The organism is Rhodococcus sp. Z13, assembly GCF_025837095.1.
Lineage (GTDB): Bacteria > Actinomycetota > Actinomycetes > Mycobacteriales > Mycobacteriaceae > Rhodococcus > Rhodococcus sacchari.
Map to the genome: position 1 here is coordinate 2,509,161 of NZ_CP107551.1, position 22,089 is coordinate 2,531,249.

A 22,089-nucleotide genomic window follows, 5' to 3' on the forward strand; every position below is an offset into this window, starting at 1 on the left:
TCCCCTACCGGCCGGGGTCGAGCATCGCCGCCGCGGTGGCACGATCGACCTCGGCACCGGTGGCCAGCGCGAACAGGCCGTAGCCGATCGGCGCGGCCTCCCACAGGTGTTGCGTCTGCGCCACCAGCCCCGGCCGGACCCGTCCCCCGGCGTCCACGTAGGCGTCGAGGGTGACCTGCAGCATCTCCGGTCCGGCCGCGCCGAACTGGATGACGAAATCGCGGGCCGGGTCGTCCACGCGTGCCGTCGTCCAGTCCAGCACCCCGGTGATCGCACCGTCCTCACCGAGCAGGACGTGCGCGGGATAGATCTCGCCGTGCGTCATCACGGTGCGGTCGGGCCAGCAGTCCTCGTCGGCGAGCCACGCGTCCCACGCCTCGACGAGCGCCGGGGCGACGGCGAAGGCGTCGCACACCCGGGCGATGTCCTCGGCCCAGGCCCGCCGCACCCGTTCGGGGTCGCGGACCTCCACTCCCCCGGCCGCGGCCTGCTCGGCGGTGATCGAGTGCAACCGCGCCAGCAGCCGACCCAGCCGGACCGCGTAGTCCGGGTCGGCCGGGTCCATACGCCAGTCTGGTTCACCGGCATCGGTGAGGACCAGACCGGGCGCGCCGGGCAGGGCCGGATAGGCGACGAGGTCGGCCGCGCGGACCTGCCAGTCCGGCACCGCGATCCCGTCGGCGGCGAGTACCGGGGCGACCAGGTCGAGGATGCGGATCTCGGCGGCCATGCCGTCGGTGACGTCGGGGCGGCGCGGCACCCGCAGCACCCACCGGCGACCCTCCCAGTCCGGGACCAGGATCACCCGGTAGTCCAGCCCGGCCTCGTTCACCACCGCGTGCTCGGCGGACAGGCGCAGCCCGTGCGCCGCGGCCAGGGCGAGGACATCGTCGATCGCGGTCATGCGATCACCATGTCACCCACCCCGGCCCCGGAGCCACCGAATTACCGGACGCGGTATCTCGGCTCGCGTCACCGACGCGGTGTCTCGGCTCGCGTCACCGACGCGGTGTCTCGGCTCGCGTCACCGACGCGGTGTCTCGGCTCGCGTCACCGACGCGGTGTCTCGGCTCGCGTCACCGACGCGGTGCCGTCAGCTCGCGGCGGCGACCTTCTTCTTCGTCGTGCGGGTGGCCCGCTTGCGCGCCGGGGCACGCTTCGGTGCGGGGGTCTCCCGGCTGAGGATCTCGGCGAGGAAGCGGCCGGTGTAGCTCTCCTCCACCTCGACGACCTGCTCCGGGGTGCCCTGCGCGACCACCGTGCCACCACCGGAGCCACCCTCCGGACCCATGTCGATGATCCAGTCGGCGGTCTTGATCACGTCGAGGTTGTGCTCGATGACGATGACGGTGTTGCCCTTGTCGACCAGACCGTTGATCACGCCGAGCAGCTTGCGGATGTCGTCGAAGTGCAGGCCCGTGGTGGGCTCGTCGAGGATGTACGCGGTGCGGCCGTTGGACCGTTTCTGCAGCTCCGCGGCCAGCTTCACGCGCTGCGCCTCACCACCGGACAGGGTCGTGGCCGGCTGCCCGAGCCGCACGTAACCCAGCCCCACCTCGACGAGCGTGTTGAGGTAGCGGTGGATCGAGGTGACCGGCTGGAAGAACTCCGCGGCCTCCTCGATGGACATGTCGAGCACCTCGGCGATGGTCTTGCCCTTGTAGTGGACCTCGAGGGTCTCGCGGTTGTAGCGGGCCCCGTGGCACACCTCGCACGGCACGTACACATCGGGCAGGAAGTTCATCTCGATCTTCAGCGTGCCGTCGCCGGAGCATGCCTCGCAGCGACCACCCTTGACGTTGAAGGAGAACCGGCCCGGCTGGTAGCCGCGCACCTTCGCCTCGGTGGTCGACGCGAACAGGGTGCGGATCTTGTCGAACACACCGGTGTAGGTCGCGGGATTCGAGCGCGGGGTGCGGCCGATCGGCGACTGGTCGACCTGCACGAGCTTGTCGAGCTGGTCGAGCCCGTTCACGCGGGTGTGCCGGCCGGGCACCTGCCGCGCGCCGTTGAGCTTGTTCGCCATCACCGTGGCGAGGATGTCGTTGACCAGGGTGGACTTGCCCGAGCCGGACACCCCGGTGACACAGGTGAGTACCCCGAGCGGGAACGACACGTCGAGCTCGCGCAAGTTGTTCTCCCGGGCACCGACGACGGTGACCTGCCGCTTCGGGTCGATCGGGCGGCGGAGCTCCGGGATCGCGATCTCCTCGCGGCCGGACAGGTACGCGCCGGTCAGCGAGTCGGGATTGTCGAGCAGCTCCTTGTAGGTGCCGCTGTGCACGACCTGACCGCCGTGCTCCCCGGCGCGCGGTCCGATGTCGACCACCCAGTCGGAGGCGCGGACGGTGTCCTCGTCGTGTTCGACGACGATGAGGGTGTTGCCGAGATCCCGCAGCCGCGTGAGGGTGTCGATCAGGCGCCGGTTGTCGCGCTGGTGCAGGCCGATGGACGGCTCGTCGAGCACGTACAGCACGCCGACGAGACCCGACCCGATCTGGGTGGCGAGGCGGATGCGCTGGGCCTCGCCGCCGGAGAGGGTGCCCGCGGCGCGGGAGAGCGTCAGGTAGTCGAGGCCGACGTCGAGCAGGAAGCCGAGCCGGGCCTGGATCTCCTTGAGCACCTGGCCGGCGATCGCGGCCTCCCGGTGACCGAGCACGAGGCTGTCGAGGAATCGGGCGCAGTCGGCGATCGACAGCTCGCACACCTCGGCGATCGACTTCGGACCGAAGTCGCCGGCGGAGACGGTCACCGACAGGATCTCGGGGCGCAGGCGGGCCCCGTTGCAGGCCGGGCACGGGATCTCCCGCATGTAGCCCTCGTAGCGTTCCTTCGCCTGGTCGGACTCGGCCTGCTCGAGGCGACGGTGCAGGAAGGGCATCACGCCCTCGAACTCGGCGTAGTACGAACGGACCCGGCCGTAGCGGTTCTTGTACCGCACGTGCACCTGCTCGGTGCTGCCCTCGAGCACGGCCTTGCGGACCTTCGCGGGCAGCTTCCGCCAGGGGGTGTCGATGTCGAAGCCCATGACGTCGGCGAGACCGGACAGCAACCGGCCGAAGTACTCGGCGCTCTGTCCCGACGACCACGGGGCGATCGCGCCGTCGGCCAGGCTCAGGTCAGGGTCGGGGACGACCAGTTCGGGGTCGACCTCCTTGCGGACGCCGAGACCGGTGCACTCGGGGCAGGCACCGTAGGGCGAGTTGAACGAGAACGAGCGGGGCTCGAGCTCGTCGATCGATAGCGGGTGGGCGTTCGGGCACGCGAGCTTCTCGGAGAAACGGCGTTCGCGGTCGGGGGCGTCCTCGTCGCGGTCGACGAAGTCGAGGACCACGACCCCCTCGGCGAGGCGCAGCGCGGTCTCGATCGAGTCGGTGAGGCGCTGCTGCGCGCTGGCCTTGACCGCGAGGCGGTCGACGACCACCTCGATGTCGTGCTTCTCCTGCTTCTTCAGCTTCGGCGGATCCGTCAGCGGGTGGACGACGCCGTCGACGCGCACGCGGGAGTAGCCCTGCACGGTGAGCTGCTCGAACAGGTCGACGAACTCGCCCTTGCGGGTGCGCACCACCGGGGCGAGCACCTGGAAGCGGGCGCCCGGTTCCATCTCGAGCACCTGATCGACGATCTGCTGCGGCGTCTGCCGGGAGATCTTCTCGCCGCAGACCGGGCAGTGCGGGGTGCCGGCGCGGGCGTAGAGCAGGCGGAGGTAGTCGTAGACCTCGGTGATGGTGCCGACGGTGGACCGCGGGTTGCGGTTGGTCGACTTCTGGTCGATCGACACCGCGGGCGACAGGCCCTCGATGAAGTCGACGTCGGGCTTGTCCATCTGCCCGAGGAACTGGCGGGCGTAGGCCGACAGCGACTCGACGTAGCGGCGCTGCCCCTCGGCGAAGATCGTGTCGAAGGCCAGGCTCGACTTGCCGGAACCGGACAGGCCCGTGAAGACGATGAGACTGTCCCGCGGCAGATCCAGGTCGACTCCGCGCAGGTTGTGTTCCCGCGCACCACGCACGATCAGGCGGTCTGCCACGCGACATCCTTTCTGTAGACGGGGCCGGAGTTCGGCCCTCAGCCATGGTAGGCGCGGGTACCGACACGTTCCCGGGTCGAGCGATGCCCCACCTCTCCCTCGCGCGCGGGCGCGCGGCCTGCCTCTCGCGCGCGGGCGCGCGGCGGTAGGTTGGCGGCATGACGCAGCAGCCCGTGATCATCGAGGACACCTACACCGGCGACGTCGCTCCCGGCGGCCCCGCGCAACGTCGGAGGATTCCCGGCGCGAGCATCGTCAAACTCGCCGTCGGACAGATGAACAACAACGCCTACCTCGTCACCGACGACGCCACCGGCAAGTCCGTGTTCATCGACGCCGCAAACGAACCCGAGCGGCTCGTGCAGTTCCTCCGCGACAACGCCCCCGGACTCGAGCTGATCGTGACCACCCACCAGCACTGGGACCACTGGCAGGGACTCGAGCAGGTGGCCGCCGCGACCGGCGTTCCCACCGCCGCCCATCCCCTCGACACCGACCCGCTGCCGGTGAAGCCGGATCGTCTCCTGAACGAGGGCGACGTCATCGAGATCGGTGAGCTGAATCTCGAGGTGATCCACCTCGCAGGGCACACGCCGGGCTCGGTCGCGCTGGTCCTGACTGAGCAGGGCACCGGCCGGCACCACATCTTCACCGGCGACTCACTGTTCCCGGGCGGCGTCGGCAAGACGGCGGACGACGCGGCGTTCCGCTCACTGCTCGGCGACGTGGAGACCAAGATCTTCGGCCGCTTCGACGACGAGACCGTCTTCTACCCCGGCCACGGCAAGGACTCGACCCTCGGTGCCGAGCGCCCGCATCTCGGGGAGTGGCGCGAGCGGGGGTGGTGACGCAGCCGCGGAGATCGGTGTCGTCGGGGTCGGTGTCGTCGGGGTCGGCGTCGGCGGGGTGAGCAGGTCGCCGTCGGGGTGCACCGGCCGTCGGGGTGCGCGCCGGCCCGCGCGCAGGAATCTGCACCACCGATGCACGGAACTCCGCTTCCGGAACAGGGGCCGCGGATAGAATCGAAATCTGCGACGGCTCGGGGGGCTTCCGGTTAGGGGCGATCTCGGATGACCGATCAAGCGACACTGCTCGACTACCTGAAGAGAGTGACCGCCGAGCTCTACCAGGTGAAAGAGAAGCTTCGCGAGTCCGAGGCCGTGCGTCACGAACCGATCGCCGTCATCGGGATGGGCTGCCGGTTCCCCGGTGGTGTGCGGTCGCCCGAGGACCTGTGGCGCGTGGTCGAATCCGGTTCGGAGACCGTCACCGGCTTCCCCGAGGACCGAGGCTGGAATGCGGCCGCTCTCTACGACCCGAAGGCGGATCGGGCCGGCAAGACCTACACACTGCAGGGCAGCTTTCTCGACGACCCGGCGGGATTCGACCCCGAGGTCTTCGGCATCTCCCCACGCGAGGCGCTGGCCATGGACCCGCAGCAGCGTCTCCTGCTCGAAACCAGCTGGGAGACCTTCGAACATGCCGGTCTGGATCCGCGGTCCGTGCACGGTTCCCGGGTCGGGGTGTTCACCGGTCTGTCCGGCATCGACTACGCGGCGCGGGCCGGGGGCCGGCCACCCGCGGATCTCGAGGGGTACTTCATCACCGGCAACGCGATGAGTGTCGCCTCCGGGCGGGTGGCGTACAGCTTCGGTCTGTCCGGACCGGCGATCACCGTCGACACCGCATGCTCGTCGTCGCTGGTGGCCATCCATCTCGCCATGCAGGCACTGCGGGGCGGCGAGTGCGAACTGGCGTTGGCGGGCGGCGCGACCGTCATGGCGACGCCGGGGGTCTTCGTCGAGTTCAGCCGCCAGCGGGGACTGGCCCCCGACGGGCGCTGCAAGGCGTTCTCGGCCACCGCCGACGGCACCGCGTGGGGTGAGGGCGCGGCGATGGTCGCGTTGGAACGGCTGTCCGACGCACAGCGCCACGGGCGGCGGATCCTCGCGGTGATCCGGGGCAGCGCGATCAACCAGGACGGTGCCAGCAACGGCCTGACCGCACCGAACCGGCAGGCCCAGGAACGCGTCATCCGGCAGGCACTGACCGATGCCGGGCTCGGCCCGGGCGACGTCGACGTGGTCGAGGCGCACGGCACCGGCACCACCCTGGGCGATCCGATCGAGGCATCCGCCCTGCTGGCGACCTACGGCCGCGAGCGTCCCGCCGACCGGCCGCTGTGGCTCGGCTCGGTGAAGTCGAATCTCGGGCACACCCAGGCCGCCGCCGGGGTGGCCGGGGTGATGAAGACGATCATGGCGATGCGGCACGGCGTCCTGCCGAAGACCCTGCACGTCGACCGGCCCACCCCGCACGTCGACTGGTCTTCCGGATCCGTGGCCCTGCTGACCGAGCACCGGGAGTGGCCCGAACTCGACCGGCCCCGCCGGGCGGCGGTCTCCTCGTTCGGCATCAGCGGCACCAACGCGCACGTCGTCCTGGAACAGTCCCCGCCGGCCGAGGCACCGGCCCCCGACCGGACGGCGCCCACGGGTGAGTTCGTGGCCTGGTGCGTGTCCGGCCACACCGAGTCCGCGCTGCGCGCCCAGGCCGAACGGTTACGCGACCACGTGTCGGCCCACCCCGACCCGACGCCTGCCGCGGTCGCCGGGGCGCTGCTGGGCTCGCGTGCCACCTTCGACCACCGCGCCGCCGTCATCGGTGCACGGTCCGAGACCCTGCTCGGCGGTCTCGACGCACTCGCGCGCGGCGCCCCGAGCGCCGACGTCGTCACCGGTGTGGCGGTGGAGGCCGGGGACCGACCGGTGTTCGTCTTCCCCGGTCAGGGGTCGCAGTGGGTCGGGATGGCCGCGGACCTGCTGGACACCTCACCGGTGTTCGCCGATGTCGTGCGCGACTGCGCCGAGGCACTGGCGCCGCACACGACGTTCGCGCTGCTCGACGTGCTGCGTGACCGGGATCCGGCGTCGCTGGACCGCGTCGACGTGGTGCAACCGGCACTGTTCGCGATGATGGTCGGGCTCGCCGCGTTGTGGCGCTCCCACGGGGTCGAACCCGCGGCGGTGGTCGGGCATTCGCAGGGTGAGATCGCCGCCGCTCATATCGCCGGTGCGCTGAGCCTGTCCGATGCGGCGCTGGTCGTCGCCGCGCGCAGCCGGGTGATCGCGGCGTCGGCGCGGCGCGGCGGCGGGATGGCGTCGGTGGCGCTTCCCGAGGACGCGGTGCGGGATGCGATCGCTCCCTGGGCCGGTGCCGTCGAGGTGGCCGCGATCAACGGGCCGTCCACGACGGTGGTGTCCGGTCCCGTCGAGGCACTCGACGAACTGGTCGGGCGGTGGCGGGAGGACGGCGTCCAGGCCCGCCGGATCGCGGTGGAGTACGCCTCGCACTGCGCGGACGTGTCGGTGCTGCGCGAACCGATCCTCGACGTGCTGGCCCCGGTCCGTCCGCGCCGGTCGAGGATTCCGTTCTACTCGGCGGTGACCGGCGGCGAGCTGGACGGTGCCGCGCTCGACGCCGAGTACTGGTACCGGAATCTGCGCCACCCGGTCCGTTTCGAGCAGGCGACGAGAATGCTGGTCGCGGACGGGTACCGCCTGTTCGTCGAGTCGTGCAGCCATCCCGTCCTGACCGTGCCGATGCAGGAAACGCTCGACGCGGAGGGCGTCGCCGGTCGTGTCGTCGGCACTCTCCGGCGCGACCGGGCGGACCTGCGTCAGTTCACCGCCGCACTCGCGGACGCGTACGTCCACGGTGTGCAGGTCGACTGGGAGCGGGTGCGGTGGGCGCGGCGCCCCGAAGGGCAGCCGTGGGTGGACCTGCCCACGTACGCATTCCAGCACCGCCGCTACTGGCTGGACGCCCCCGCGCCGGAGGGTGATGTCGCGTCGGCCGGCATGGACACGGGTGGGCATCCGATGCTCGCCGCGTCGGTCGACCTCGGTGACGGCCGGGGCGCGGTGTCCACGGGGGTGCTGTCCCTGCGGCGGCTTCCGTGGCTGCACGACCACATGGTCGGCGACATCGTCGTGCTGCCCGGCACGGCTTTCGTGGAACTCGCGCTGCACGCGGGCAGCCGCGTCGGCTGCGATCGGCTCGACGAGCTCACCCTGGAGGCGCCGCTGGTGATCCCCGCCGACGGTGAGGTCGCGGTGCAGGTGAGTGTGCTCGCCGACGCCGGGACCGGCCGATACGCGGTGTCGGTGCACTCGCGGCCTGCGGACTCCCCGCCGGACACGTCGTGGACCCGGCACGCCACCGGCACGCTCACGACCGCGGTCCTGGGCGGCGCCGATTTCCCGGAACCGCAGTGGCCACCCACCGGTGCCGCACCGGTCGACGTCCGCGGTCTCTACGACCTGCTCGACGAGGCCGGCTACGGGTACGGTCCGGTCTTCCGGGGTCTGCGGGCGGCGTGGCGCCGCGGCGACGACATATTCGGTGAGGTGCGCCTGGGCGGTGAGGATCCGGCCGCGGTGGTCGCGGGGTACGGGATCCATCCGGCGGTGCTCGATGCCGCTCTGCACCTGATCGCGCTCGGAGCCACCGAGACCGGTGTGCGGATGCCGTTCGCGTGGCGGGACGTGCAGGTGCATGCCGTGGGCGCCTCCGCGCTGCGGGTGCACGTCGCCGGGACCGGACCGGAGCGCTATCGGGTGTCGGCCTACGACGCGGCCGGCCGGCCGGTGGTGACCGCGGACTCGCTGACGCTGCGGCCTCTCGGGGAGACGGGTGTTCCGGTCCCGGGGGCCGGCGCCGGCCTCTACCGCGTCGAGTGGGTGCCGGTCGCGCCGCCGGCGGACCCGATGCCGGTGGACCTGCTGCCGCTGCCGGAGGCGCTCGCCGGGGACGATCCCGCCGGTCGTGTTCTGTGGCTGCCCGCCACACCGGGCATCGAACCCGATACACCGGCCCGCGCGCACGCCGCAGCCGAGGCGACGCTGCACGCGGTGCAGTCCTGGCTCCGGGACGAACGCCTGGCCGACACCCACCTGCTGGTCACGACGAGGCACGCGGTGGTGGTCCGGGACGACGAACCGCCGGTCGACGATGTCGCCGCCGCACCCGTCCGGGGCCTGCTCGGTGCCGTGCAGAACGAGCATCCCGATCGCATCACCCTGGTGGACCTGGACGGACCGTCCGGCGAACTCCCCGATCCGGCGTTGCTGTCGGCAGCTCTGTCCTGCAACGAATCCCAGCTGGCGGTCCGGGACGGGGCGCTGCTGACACCGATGCTCGCCGCGGTGGCACCCGCCGCGGCGACGCCCGACACCGGTGCGCCGCCCTTCGGCCCGGACAGCACGGTTCTGATCAGCGGGGGCACCGGGACCATCGGCCGGCTGATCGCCCGCCACCTCGCCGGCCGGTACGGGGTGCGCAGGCTCGTGCTCACCGGTCGGCACGGACTCGACGCCGAGAGCGCGGCCGCGCTGCGCGCCGAGTTCGCCGCCACCGGAACCGACGTCGAGATCGCCGCGTGCGACGTGGCCGACCGCGCGGCGGTGGCCGCGCTGCTCGACGGCATTCCCGGCCTCACCGGCGTGATCCACGCCGCCGGGGTGCTCGACGATGCCACCGCCGCCACATTGAGCGCGGAGCAGTTGCACGCGGTGCTGCGGCCCAAGCTCGACGGCGCCTGGCACCTGCACGAGCTCACCCGCGAACGGGACCTGACCGCGTTCGTGCTGTTCTCCTCCGCCGCCGGGGTCCTCGGCGGCGCCGGACAGTCGAACTATGCGGCGGCCAACGTCTTCCTCGACGCCCTCGCCCAGCACCGCCGCGCCCGCGGGCTCCCGGCGATCTCCCTGGCCTGGGGGTTGTGGGATCGCCCGAGCGGCATGACGTCCCATCTCGATGCCGGCGACCTGGACCGGTTGCAGCGCAACGGCATCGACACCATCGACGTGGACTCGGGGCTGACCCTGTTCGATGCCGCACTCGCCGCGAACCGTCCCCTGCTCGTGCCGCTGCGGCTCTCGAGGTGCGCCGCGCACACCGAGGGGGCCACGCTGCCGCCGATCCTGCGCCGGGTCCTCGGGAGCCGGCGCCGCCGGGTCGCGGCCACCGCATCGTCGACCGGACTCGCCGACGAGCTGCGCGCGTCGGACCCCGGCGACCGGTACGGCCGGGTGCTGGACATCGTCACCACCCACGTGGCCGCGGCCCTCGGCTACGACGACAGCGAAGCGATCGACCCGGGGCGGGCGTTCAAGCAGCTCGGCTTCGACTCGCTCACCGCGGTGGAATTGCGCAATCAGCTGGCCACTGCGACCGGCGTCAAGCTGGCCGCGACGGTGGTGTTCGACCATCCCACCGCGGACGCACTCGCGCGGGAGCTGCTCGACCGCCTGCTCGGCAGCGAGACCGCTCCGCAACCGGCGACCGCCCCCGTCCGCACCCGCCGGGACGACGACCCGATCGCCATCGTCGGGATGGCCTGCCGGTATCCGGGTGAGGTGCACTCCCCCGACGATCTGTGGCGACTCGTGCGCGACGGCCGGTGCGCCGTCGGCGAGTACCCCCTCAACCGGGGCTGGAATCTCGACGAGGTGTACGACCCCGATCCGGAACGGACCGGCACCACGTACATGAGGGAGGGTGGATTCCTCTACGACGCAGACGAATTCGACGCCGCGTTCTTCGGGATCAGCCCGCGCGAGGCGATCGCGATGGATCCGCAGCATCGATTGCTCCTCGAAAGTGCCTGGGAGGCGCTGGAACACGCGGGGATCCGGCCGGACGCCCCCGGCCTGTCCGATACCGGTGTCTACATCGGACTGATGGGTGGCGACTACGGCTTCCACCTGATGACCCGGCGCGACGTCGACGCCGAGGGTTACCTGATGACCGGGACCAGCAACAGCGTGGCCTCCGGCCGGATCGCCTACGCGTTCGGGTTCACCGGTCCGGCGGTCACCGTCGACACGGCCTGCTCGTCGTCGCTGGTGGCCGTGCACCTCGCGGCCCGCGCGCTGCGGGACGGGGAGTGTGCGCTGGCGCTGGCCGGGGGCGCGACGGTGATGGCCACTCCGGGTGTGCTGGTCGAGTTCAGCCGGCAGCGCGGGCTCGCGCCGGACGGCCGCTGCAAGCCGTTCTCGGACCGGGCGGACGGCACCGGGCTCGGCGAGGGCGCGGGAATGGTGGTGCTCGAACGGCTCAGCGACGCCGAACGCCACGGCCACCGGGTGCTCGCGCTCGTCCGCGGCTCGGCGGTCAACCAGGACGGGGCCTCCAACGGCCTGACCGCCCCGAACGGGCCGTCCCAGGAACGCGTGATCCGGCAGGCGCTGGCGTCCGCCGGACTCGGTCCCGCGGACATCGACGCCGTGGAGGCGCACGGCACCGGCACGCGACTCGGGGATCCGATCGAGGCGCAGGCGCTGCTGGCCACCTACGGGCAGCAGCGGGACGGGCGGCCGCTGTGGCTCGGATCGATCAAGTCGAACATCGGCCATGCGCAGGCAGCGGCCGGGGTGGCCGGCATGATCAAGATGGTGATGGCGATGCGGCACGGGGTGCTGCCGCCGAGCCTGCACGGCGACACACCGACCCGGCACGTCGACTGGACCGCGGGAGAGGTTGCGCTGCTCGCCGAACCGGTGCCGTGGCCGGACACCGGACGGCCCCGGCGCGCCGGGGTGTCGTCGTTCGGGATCAGCGGCACGAACGCGCACGTGATCCTCGAGCAGCCGCCCACACCCACGCCGCCGGAGGTGACGCCGCCGCCGGCGGTCCCACTGGCCTGGGTGCTCTCGGGAAGGACCGAGCAGGCGCTGCGCGCGCAGGCGGCTCGGCTGGCGGAATTCTGTGGGAGCGCGGATCTCCCGGATCCGGCCGACCTCGCGTACTCGCTGGCCACCACCCGGTCCGGTTTCGCCCACCGCGCCGCGGTGGTCGGCACGACACCGGCCGAGCTGCTCGACGGCCTGACCCGCCTCGCGGCCGGGCGGTCCGGCGGCACCGTCGTGACCGGAACGAGCACCCGGGGCCGGACGGCGTTCATGTTCACCGGTCAAGGTGCGCAGCGCATCGGGATGGGGCGCGGCCTGTACGAGACCTACCCGGTGTTCGCCCGCGCCCTGGACGAGGTGTGCGCCGCGCTCGACGAGCACGTCGAAATCCCGGTGCGGCAGGTGCTCTGGGACGACACCGGCGGTGCGCTCGACCGCACCGAGTACACCCAGCCGGCGCTGTTCGCCGTCGAGGTCGCGCTGTACCGGTTGCTGCGGGAGTGGGGCCTCGGCCCCGATTGTCTGATCGGCCATTCGATCGGCGAGATCGCCGCCGCCCACGTCGCGGGGGTGTTCGACCTGCCCGATGCCGCCGCCCTCGTGGGTGCTCGCGGCCGGTTGATGCAGTCGACCGAACCGGGCCTGATGCTCGCCGTGCGGGCCGGTGAGCAGGACATCCTGTCGCGGATCGACGGCCGTGTCGACCTCGCCGCCGTCAACGGCCCCGACGCGGTCGTGCTGTCGGGCGCCGAACGCGACATCCGCACCGTCGCCGCCGAGCTGTCCGCCGCCGGGCTGCAGACCACGACCCTGAGGGTGGGCCGAGCCTTCCATTCGGCCTTGATGGAACCCGTCCTCGATCGGTTCACCGCCGTGGTGGCGCGGCTGAGGCCGCAGCCACCGGAGATCCCGGTGATCTCCGACGTCACCGGACGCGTCGCGACGGCCGAGGAACTCGCGTCCCCGGACTATTGGGCCCGGCACCTGCGGCACACCGTGCGTTTCCACGACGGGGTGCGCACACTCGACGGCCTCGGCGTCACCCGCGTGGTCGAGGTCGGTCCCGGTGCGACCCTGACGTCGCTCGCCTCCGAGCTCGTACCGACCGCGATCGCCACGTTGCCCGGTCGCGGCGACGAGGCACACGAGGTCGTCGAGGCAGTGGCCGCGGCGTTCGTGCACGGCGTCACGATCGACTGGGATCGGATGCTGCCCGGCCGCCGCCGGGTGGAGCTGCCCACCTATGCGTTCCAGCGGCGGTCCTTCTGGCCGACCGCACCGACGCGCGCGAGCGGCGATCCGGTGGAACTGGGGCTGAGCGCAGCCGGTCATCCCCTGCTCGGTGCCGTGGTGCCGCTCGAGGACGACGCGGTGATGTTCACCGGACAGCTGTCGCTGCACCGGGATTCGTGGCTCGTGCCGTCACCGTCGGACGACGATGCCGAGCCGTCGTCCGATGAGGAGAAGACGGTGCTGCCGACGGTGCTGGTCGATCTCGTCCTGCACGCGGCGCACCATGTCGGTCTCGGCCACGTCGCCGAACTCACCGTGCACCGTCCGCTCCTGCTCGCGCCGTCGGGGCAGGCGTCGATCCGTGTGCACGTGTCGGCGCCCGCCAGTGACGGCAGTCGCACGGTCACGATCTCGTCCACCCCGAACGAGACCGAGGGTGCGGACACCTGGATGCGGAACGCCTCGGCGACGATCGACGATGTCGCCGCACCCGGTGGGGCACCTCGCGTCGCGGTCGACGCCGACACCGAGGTGCAGCTCGACACCGACACCGAGGTGCACCTCGACGACGGCACCGACACGGACGGTTTCGGCATCCATCCGGAGCTCCTGCAGGCGGCGCTCGCACCGCTGCTCGGCGAGGGCGACACGCCGCTGGTCTGGTCGGGGATCCGATTGCACAGCGTCGGCGCGGAGGCATTGTCGGTGAGCGTCGACGCCTTCGGGAACGGCCGGTATCGCGTACTCGCCGTCGATACCGCCGGTGCGCCGGTCCTGACCGTCGACGCACTGCAGGTCGGGACACCGGCCGGCAGGCCGGGGGCAGCACACGCGGCGGCGCGGCGACTGCATCGGCTGTCCTGGGTGCCGGTCGAGACCTCCGCGGCGGACGAGCGGACGCGGACGGTGCTCGTCGAGTGCCGTCCGGCCGGTGGGCCCGGGCCCGACGCCACCCATGAGCTGTGCACCCGGGTGCTGCGCGTGTTGCAGGAGTGGCTCGACGACGAGGACGCGGACGGAACGCTCGTGCTCGTGACCCGCCACGCGACGGTCACCGGCACCGAGCCGGACGGCGCGACGGACATCGATCCGGCGGCCGCGGCGGTGTGGGGGCTCGTGGGCTCCGCGCAGAGCGAGAATCCGGGCCGATTCGTGCTGGTCGACCTCGACGACGCGGCGGACCCCGAAACCGCGATCGCGGTCGCGCTGGCAAGCGGGGAACCGCAGTCGGCGGTCCGCAACGGCACCGTGCTCGCGCCGCGGGTGCGGCCGCTGCGGGTCGTCGACGAGTCCGGTTCACCCTTCGATCCCGACGGCACCGTCCTGATCACCGGCGGTACCGGCACGCTGGGGGCGCTGCTCGCGCGGCACCTGGTGACCGCCCACGGGGCACGGCACCTGCTGTTGACGAGCCGCCGCGGACCGGCCGCCGAGAGATGCGACCGGTTGCTGCGCGAACTGGACGATCTGGGGGCCGAGGTGCGGGCGGTGGCCTGCGACACGACCGACGAGATCGCGCTCGCCGAGGTACTGAACGGGATACCGCCGGCGCATCCGCTGACGGCCGTCGTCCACGCGGCCGGCGTGATCGACGACGCCACCCTGACCTCGCTCACCCCCGGACGCCTCGACGCGGTACTGCGGCCGAAGGTCGACGCGGCCTGGCATCTGCACCGGCTGACCGCGACCTCCGACCTGCGGGCGTTCGTCGTGTTCTCGTCCCTCGCCGGCATTCTCGGGTCGCCCGGGCAGGCGAACTATGCCGCGGCGAACATGTTCCTCGATGCGCTCGCCCGGCACCGTCGTGCCCTCGGTCTGCCCGCGCTCTCGATCGCGTGGGGCATGTGGGCGTCGCCGAGCGCGATGACCGGCGAACTCGGCACGATCGATCTTGTCCGGTCCCGCCGTAGCGGCATGGTGCCGCTGACCGCGGACGACGGCCTGGTCCTCTTCGACCGCGCGGTGGCGGCCGGGGTGCCCACCGTGGTGGCCGCCCGGTTCGACCACGCCGGCGCAGCCGCACCCTTCGTGCCGGCGCCGCTGCGCGGCCTGATCCGGGAATCCCGTCCGCGGGCCGCGGGCCCCGCGGCGACCGGATCCACCGGTGCCGGGTCGTCGGAGTGGGCGCAGCGTCTTGCCGAGCGGTCGGTGCCCGCGCAGCGGCATCTGATGCTCGAGCTGGTCCGGGGCGCGGCAGCCACGGTCCTCGGCTACGACAACCCGGACGCGGTCGACCCGGAGCAGGCGTTCAAGGAACTCGGGTTCGACTCGCTGGCCGCGGTGACACTGCGCAATCAGCTCGGGGCCGCCACCGGGCTGCGGTTGCCGCCGACGCTGGTGTTCGATCACCCGAATCCGCGGGCGGTCGCCGAGTTCCTGCGCGCGGAACTGGTTCCGGATCCGATGTCGGTCGTCTGTGCCGACATCGACCGGCTCCGGCTGGACCTCGCCGAGGTCGGGGAGGACAGGCAGGCGCGGTCCGCGATCGCGGAGCGGCTGGAACACCTACTGGCCGAGATCCGGGCCGACGGCAAGGCCGGTGCCGAGGCGGTCGATCGGATTCGCGCGGCGACCGGCGAGGAGATCCTGAACCTGATCGACCGTGATCTGGGACCCGGCAACGGGCGCGATCCGTCCGGCAACGGGTGAGTGCCGAGCACGCTCCGCCGAACCCGGACCCTGTCGATTCGATCGGGGACATCTCACTGATCGGCATCGTCCGTGCTCGGCTCCGCCTGTTCGTCCGTGGACGCCCGCTCGTCCCTCGTCCGCTCCTCGCCCGAGTCCGCGAACGCCGTCCCGGAGACCATCCCGTTCGTCCCCGGCACGGTTGTGGTCTCCCGCGCGCCGGGTTCGTACATCCGGTCCATCTCCTCGGCCTTCTCCCGCGCCCGCTGCCTGGTCTCCTCGTCGAGGTCGGCCCATTCGGCGCGGTGGTGGCTCTCGCTCATGATCGGCTCCGTTCCGGTCGCAGATTCCGGCTGCACCCCAGGCACACGGCCGGTCGAGAATTCCCCGTCTCCCAGGGTCCTCCCGAGCGCCGCTCCGGGTCCTGCGAACCGACGAGGAAGTTCTGCGGAACCGTCCTGGCGAGCGCGTGGGCGAGTACCGTCGGAGCGTATGACATCGTGGCTGCGCCGAGCACGGAATCCGTGACGTCGTGGTGCAACTCGTGCTCGGTCCCCTGCTCAGGCACGTGGGTACCACGGACGCCACGATCTGGGTCGAGACGTCCGAGCCGTGCACCGTGCGGGTGCTCGACCGTGCGGAACGGACGTGGACGGTCGCCGGGCATCACTACGCCGTCGTTCCCGTCGAGGATCTGGAACCCGGCACGATCTCGCCCTATCGCGTCGTTCTGGACGGGGAGGTCGCCTGGCCGGCGGCCGGGGAGGATCCGCCGCTGATCCGGACCCGCGCGACCGGCACGTCCGAGTTCGTCCTGGCGTTCGGATCGTGCCGGGTGGCGTCGACCTCGGACGACGAGGAACCCACGGAGATCTTCGGAACCGATGCTCTCCTCGCCTACGGCCGGCGTATGCGTTCCCGACCTCCCGGCGACTGGCCGGACGCCCTTTTGCTGCTCGGTGACCAGGTGTACGCCGACGAGCTCTCCCCGGAGATGAAGCGGCGGGTCGGCGAACGGCACGATCTGTCGGAGCCTCCGGGTGCGCAGGTCCGAAACTTCGAGGAGTACACCTGGCTCTACGCCCGGTCGTGGTCGGAACGCACCGTGCGGTGGCTGCTGTCGAACGTGCCGACGTCGATGATCTTCGACGACCACGACGTGCACGACGACTGGAACACCTCGTATTCGTGGCGGGCCGAGATGGAGGCCTCCCCGTGGTGGGAGGAACGCATCGTGGGCGCTCTTATGTCGTACTGGATCTATCAGCATCTCGGGAACCTCTCTCCGGGCGACCTCGCCGGCGACCGGCTCTACCAGCAGGTGCGGAACAGCACCGGTGACGCCGAGCCGATCCTCCGCGCCTTCGCCTCGGGCGCGGACGAGGAGGCGGACGGCGCCCCGGGCGCACGATGGTCCTATCGACGGGACTTCGGGCCGGCGCGAATGCTGGTGATCGATTCGCGGTGCGGGCGTCTGCTCACATCCGACCGGCGGGAGATGGTGACCGATCCCGAGTTCGACTGGATCGAGGAGCAGACCGTCGGCGACTACGACCATTTGCTGATCGGGACGTCACTGCCCTGGTTGCTTCCCCGGGCGATGCACGACATCGAAGTCTGGGACGAGAAGCTCACTTCCGGTGCCCGCGGGCGGCGGTGGGCACTGTGGTCCGAGAAGCTCCGGCGCGCAGCTGATCTCGAGCACTGGTCGGCCTTCGGGGTCTCCTTCGAGCGGTTCACGCGGTTGCTGGCCGAGGTGGGTCGTGGTGGCCGTACCGGCCCGTCCGGTCGCGCCCCCGCGACGGTGTGTGTCCTGTCGGGGGACGTCCACCACGCATATGTGGCGCGGGCCCGGTTCGACGCACCTGTGCGGGCCGCGGTCTACCAGCTGACCTGTTCGCCCCTGCACAATCGTGTTCCTGCGGCGATCCGGGTGGCGTTCCGGGTCGCGTGGAGCCGGACGGCGGAGCGATGGGCGCGCGCCGTCCTCGGTGTGGTGACGGCGGTTCCACCGGTTTCCGTGTCGTGGCGCCGGGTCGCCGGTCCCACCTTCGGCAATCAGATCGCGACCCTCCGGATCCTGGGGCGCGCCGCCGACCTGGTGATCGAGCGCACCACACACGCCGGCAGCCTCTTCGAAATCGTGGCCGAGCTGAGCCTTTCGGTTCCCGACGAGCCCTGAGTCTCCGGGTGGGGGTGTTGTGGGCACCCGAGCAAGAGGGGTTTCGGAAATCCTCGTATTCCGTGCGGTCCGTAATCCTTCCGGATCGGCGCATATTCCGGTATCGCCGGGGGTACCTGTGTCAGGGTTCGGAAAACGGAAGCCGACCACGGGAGGAAGCACATGCTCGTTCGGAGAATCGCGCGGCCCATGCTCGCGTCCATATTCATCGCCGGGGGCGTCGACGCCCTGCGCAAACCCGAGCCGAAGGCGGGTGCCGCGCAGCCCGGCCTCGATCAGGCGTTGAGCGCCCTGCCCGCCTCGGTCACCGACCGGCTGCCCAGCAGCCCCGAGACGCTCGTGCAGATCAACGCCGCGGTGCAGATCGGCGCCGGCGCGCTGCTCGCCCTCGGCAAGGCCCCGCGGCTCTCCGCGCTGGCCCTGGCCGGCACCCTCGTGCCGACCACCCTCGCCGGCCACGACTTCTGGAACGCCGACGACCCGGCCACCCGCGCGCAGCAACGCACCCAGTTCATCAAGAACGTCAGCCTCCTCGGTGGTCTGCTCATCGCCTCGGTGGACACCGAGGGCAAACCGTCGCTGGGCTGGCGTGGCCGCCGCGCCGCGCGCCGCGCGCAGCAGTCGGTCGCCGCGGTGCTGCCGGGCTCGTCGCCGGACCATCGGAGTGAGGCCCTGACGGAGGGTCTGCACACCGTCGCCGAGCGGGTGAAGGTCCTCGCCGACGAAGCCGGTGAGCAGGGCGGGCATCTGCTCGATGTGGCGAAGGAACGCGGACCCGAGCTGGCCGAGGTGGCCCGCGAGCGTGGCAGCGGTCTGCTGGAGGTCGCGCGGGATCGCGCGCCGGTCCTCGCCGAGCGGGCGCGGGAACGCGGCTCGGAGATCCTCGAGCTGGCCCGTGATCGCGCGCCGGAGCTCGCCGACGAGGCCCGCGGCCGCGGCACCGAGCTGCTCGGTCTCGCCCGCGAACGCACCCCCGAACTCGCCGAGGTGGCCCGCGAGCGCGGCGCGAAGCTGTGGGACACCACCCTCGACCGCAGCGAGGAGTGGGCGAAGCTGGCCGAGGAGCGGTCCGCGCTCCTGAACGCGAAGGCGCTCGCCGCGGCGGAGAAGGCCCGGGCCCGCGCCGAGGAGGCCCGCAAGCAGGCCGAGAAGGCGGAGAAGAAGCTCGCCGCCAAGCTGGCGAAGCTGGAGAAGAAGAAGTAGCCGCCGGGCTCGTTCGCTACAAGGATGGCTGTTCGCTACAGGAATTTACCTGTTGCGAACAGCCATCGTCGTAGCGGATGGGTCGCTGCGATGGTTCCGACCAGCCCTTCTGCGCGCACCCGGCCGGGGCGACTAGACTTCTCGGGCACTTTCTCGGACGCACCGCTCGTGCGTCACGACCCCGATCTCGTTCAGCCCTACCCGAGGAGTTCATGTGCCGCTCGATGGCGCGTCCCATCCGGAGCTCGACCAGGAACAGGCCTACGTGTCGATGCTCTACACGCACCTCGACGGTCTGCGCGAGTACGCGAAGACCCGGCTGTCCCGCGTGCTGCGCGAGACCGGAGGGACGCCGCAGGCCCGCAGCGAACGCGAGTCGTACACCCACATGTACACCGAGGACATCGCCAAGTACGACGCCGCCGAGCACGGCCTGTGCTTCGGGCGCATCGACGTACAGGGCGGTGAGGACGGCAAGCACGCCGACGGTGAGGACGTCCGCTACATCGGCCGGCTCGGAATCCTCGACGAGAAGAACGACTACGAGTCGTTGCTGCTGGACTGGCGCGCCCCGCAGGCCCGGCCCTTCTATCTCGCGACCCCCGCAGCCCCGGACGGGGTGGTGCGGCGCAGGCACATCCGCAGCCGCGGCCGGACGGTGACGGCGCTGCACGACGAGTACCTCGATCTCGACGCGGCGCTCGAGCACGGCGACACCCCCTCGGCGGGCGGGGTGGCCGGGGAGTCGGCGTTGCTGGCCGCGCTCAACGCCGCGCGCACGGGACAGATGCACGACATCGTGGCGACCATCCAGGCCGAGCAGGACGCGGTGATCCGGTCTGAGCACCGCAGCGTGCTGGTGGTGCAGGGCGGTCCGGGGACGGGCAAGACGGCGGTGGCGCTGCACCGCGCCGCCTACCTGCTCTACACCTACCGCAAGCAGCTCGCGAAGAGCGGTGTGCTCATCGTCGGCCCGAACTCACGGTTCCTCGACTACATCGGGCAGGTGCTGCCCTCGCTCGGTGAGACCGGTGTGCTGCTGTCCACCGTCGGCGAGCTGTATCCGGGGGTATCCCCCACCGTCGAGGACTCTCCGGAGGCCGGGGAGATCAAGGGTTCGCTCGACATGGTGAAGGTACTGACGAAGGCGGTGCGCGACCGGCAGGAGGTGCCGCGCACCCCGATCCGGTTGAGCTTCGACACCTACGCGCTGAGCCTGGACCGCAAGATCGCGACGAAGGCGCGGGGGCGGGCACGGTCGTCGCGCCGGCCGCACAATCTGGCGCGGCCGATCTTCGTCAGCGGCGTGATCGAGGCGCTCGCCGATCAGCTGGCGGAGATCATCGGGTCGAATCCGCTCGGTGGCGCGAACCTGCTGAGCCGCGACGACCTCCACGACATCCGCTCGGAGATGCGCGCGGATCCGGGTATCGTCGCGGCGATCGACTCGCTGTGGCCGGAGCTGACCCCGCAGCAGGTGCTGTCGGATCTGCTCGCCTCCGAGGAGCGGCTCGCGTCGGCGGGACTGTCGGCGGAGGAGGTCGCGGCGCTGTACCGGCCCGACGCGTACGGGCAGTTCAGTGCGGCGGACGCTCCCCTGCTCGACGAGCTGGCCGAGCTGCTCGGTGTCGACGACGCGGCGGAGCGGGAACGCGCGAAGCGGCGGTGGCGCAAGCAGATCGCCGACGCGCAGGGGGCGCTCGACATCCTCACCGGCTCGGCGCCGCAGGATCTCGAGGACGATCTCGATCCGGAACTGCTCATGGCGTACGACCTGATCGACGCGACGCAGCTGGCCGAGCGGCAGAACCACCGCCGGCACGAGACCACCGCCGAGCGTGCCGCCGGGGACCGCACCTGGACCTACGGTCACGTGATCGTCGACGAGGCGCAGGAGCTGTCGGCGATGGCCTGGAGGACGATCATGCGGCGCATCCCGAACCGGTGGATGACCCTGGTGGGCGACACCGCGCAGACCGGGGATCCGGCGGGCACCGAGTCGTGGCAGGAGATCCTCGAGCCGTACGTCGCGAACCGGTGGCGGCGCACCGAGTTGACGGTGAACTACCGCACCCCCGCGGAGATCATGCGGATCGCGCACGCGGTGCTGGCGGAGATCGATCCCGAGCAGGTGCCGCCGCAGTCGGTGCGCGAGTCGGGTTTCGAGCCGTGGGCGCGGCAGGTGGACGAGGACGCGGTGCTCGAGGCGGTGCGGACCGCGCTCGAGGACGAGGACGGGCCGGGCACGACGGCGGTGCTCGCGCCGGCGCGGCTGGTGGCCGAGTGGGAGCATCTGGCGTCGCCGTCGGTGACGGTGGCGACCGTCAAGGACGTCAAGGGCCTGGAGTTCGACGCGGTGCTGCTCGTCGAACCGGCGGAGATCCTCGCCGATTCGTCCCGCGGCATGAACGACCTGTACGTGGCGTTGACCCGCGCGACGCAGCGTCTCGGTGTGGTGCACTCGGCGCCGCTACCGGAGGTGCTGTCGGGCCTGCCCTCGGCGACGCACTGCTAGCCGGGCACCGCGGGAACGACGACGGCCGCCGCATCGCGGGGTGCGGTGCGGCGGCCGTGGGTCCGTCGGTGGACGGTCAGCGCACGGTGTGCACGACCAGCACGTCGCAGGTGGCCTTGCGGGCGACATCCGAGGGCACGGAGCCGAGCAGGCGGCCGGTGAGGGTGTTCAGGCCCCGGTTGCCGGTGACGAGCAGGTCGGCGCCGACCTCCTCGACGAGGGTGAGCAGCGACTCGACGGGGGCACCGACGATGGGTCGTTCGGAGATCTTCTTGGCACCGGCGACGAGAGCCTTCTCCCGCGCGGTGCGCAGGATCTCGTAGGTGGGGGCGGAACCGGTGACCTGGTACGCCTCGTCCCGCAGCACGTCTGCGGCCTGCGCGGTCTCCTTGGGATCGGCGGGATAGTAGGCGCACGCGATCACCAGTTCGGCGCCGGCGTCACCGGCGAGAGCAGCAGCCTTCTCCACGGCCCGATACGACGATTCGGAACCGTCGGTTCCGACGACTATGGTCCGGTAGGCGCTCATTCATCCTCCATCGTGTGTGTGGTCCATCGGCGGCGCGTGCCGTCGAGGCTGCGACGGAGGACCTGTACCCTCCCC

Annotated in this window: 9 protein-coding genes; 5 read left to right on the forward strand and 4 right to left on the reverse strand. The window is 71.5% G+C overall.

All coding sequences use genetic code 11. The annotated features are described in order from the left end of the window. Positions 1-4: 4 nt before the first annotated feature. Both OED52_RS11450 and uvrA read right to left on the reverse strand, forming a co-directional pair. The gene (locus OED52_RS11450) at positions 5-904 is read right to left on the reverse strand and encodes a macrolide 2'-phosphotransferase (RefSeq protein WP_264151020.1); all 900 of its coding nucleotides are present in this window, start codon (positions 902-904) and stop codon (positions 5-7) included. Positions 905-1,093: 189 nt separating this feature from the next. After that, positions 1,094-4,030, reverse strand: a complete 2,937-nt coding sequence (gene uvrA / locus OED52_RS11455) for an excinuclease ABC subunit UvrA (protein ID WP_264151021.1) — start codon at positions 4,028-4,030, stop codon at positions 1,094-1,096. Positions 4,031-4,188: 158 nt separating this feature from the next. Here uvrA and OED52_RS11460 point away from each other — a divergent pair, with 158 nt between their 5' ends. Together OED52_RS11460 and OED52_RS11465 are read left to right on the forward strand one after the other, a co-directional pair. Continuing rightward, on the forward strand, positions 4,189-4,878 hold the full coding sequence (locus tag OED52_RS11460) for an MBL fold metallo-hydrolase (RefSeq protein WP_264151022.1): 690 nt from the start codon (positions 4,189-4,191) through the stop codon (positions 4,876-4,878). A 222-nt stretch (positions 4,879-5,100) separates the two neighbouring features. Continuing rightward, the gene (locus OED52_RS11465; protein ID WP_264151023.1) at positions 5,101-15,606 is read left to right on the forward strand and encodes a type I polyketide synthase; all 10,506 of its coding nucleotides are present in this window, start codon (positions 5,101-5,103) and stop codon (positions 15,604-15,606) included. Positions 15,607-15,659: 53 nt separating this feature from the next. Here OED52_RS11465 and OED52_RS11470 read toward each other — a convergent pair whose 3' ends face one another. Beyond that, complete coding sequence (locus OED52_RS11470; RefSeq protein ID WP_264151024.1) at positions 15,660-15,908, reverse strand: hypothetical protein; 249 nt, start codon at positions 15,906-15,908, stop codon at positions 15,660-15,662. A gap of 209 nt (positions 15,909-16,117) precedes the next feature. On the opposite strand from OED52_RS11470, the gene OED52_RS11475 reads away from it, so the two are divergent. The 3 genes from OED52_RS11475 to OED52_RS11485 all read left to right on the forward strand — a co-directional run bounded on the left by OED52_RS11475 (position 16,118) and on the right by OED52_RS11485 (position 21,485). Then, positions 16,118-17,767, forward strand: a complete 1,650-nt coding sequence (locus OED52_RS11475; protein ID WP_264151025.1) for an alkaline phosphatase D family protein — start codon at positions 16,118-16,120, stop codon at positions 17,765-17,767. A 162-nt stretch (positions 17,768-17,929) separates the two neighbouring features. Then, positions 17,930-18,970 carry a DoxX family protein gene (locus tag OED52_RS11480; protein WP_264151026.1) on the forward strand — a complete coding sequence of 347 codons (1,041 nt, stop codon included), beginning with the start codon at positions 17,930-17,932 and terminating at the stop codon, positions 18,968-18,970. A 214-nt stretch (positions 18,971-19,184) separates the two neighbouring features. Further along, positions 19,185-21,485: a HelD family protein gene (locus tag OED52_RS11485; RefSeq protein ID WP_413247652.1), complete on the forward strand. Its 2,301-nt coding sequence runs from the start codon at positions 19,185-19,187 to the stop codon at positions 21,483-21,485. Positions 21,486-21,561: 76 nt separating this feature from the next. Here the strand turns inward: OED52_RS11485 and OED52_RS11490 are convergent, their stop codons facing one another. After that, entirely contained in the window at positions 21,562-22,014 is a 453-nt protein-coding gene (locus OED52_RS11490; protein WP_264151027.1) for a universal stress protein, read from the reverse strand. Positions 22,015-22,089: the final 75 nt, after the last annotated feature.

What these genes read in the sequence shown, in the direction of transcription:
- OED52_RS11490 (WP_264151027.1), bottom strand. Translation starts at nt 22,014, where the DNA reads ATGAGCGCCTACCGGACCATAGTCGTCGGAACCGACGGTTCCGAATCG.
- OED52_RS11480 (WP_264151026.1), top strand. Translation starts at nt 17,930, where the DNA reads ATGCTCGTTCGGAGAATCGCGCGGCCCATGCTCGCGTCCATATTCATC.
- OED52_RS11450 (WP_264151020.1), bottom strand. Translation starts at nt 904, where the DNA reads ATGACCGCGATCGACGATGTCCTCGCCCTGGCCGCGGCGCACGGGCTG.
- OED52_RS11465 (WP_264151023.1), top strand. Translation starts at nt 5,101, where the DNA reads ATGACCGATCAAGCGACACTGCTCGACTACCTGAAGAGAGTGACCGCC.
- OED52_RS11460 (WP_264151022.1), top strand. Translation starts at nt 4,189, where the DNA reads ATGACGCAGCAGCCCGTGATCATCGAGGACACCTACACCGGCGACGTC.
- OED52_RS11470 (WP_264151024.1), bottom strand. Translation starts at nt 15,908, where the DNA reads ATGAGCGAGAGCCACCACCGCGCCGAATGGGCCGACCTCGACGAGGAG.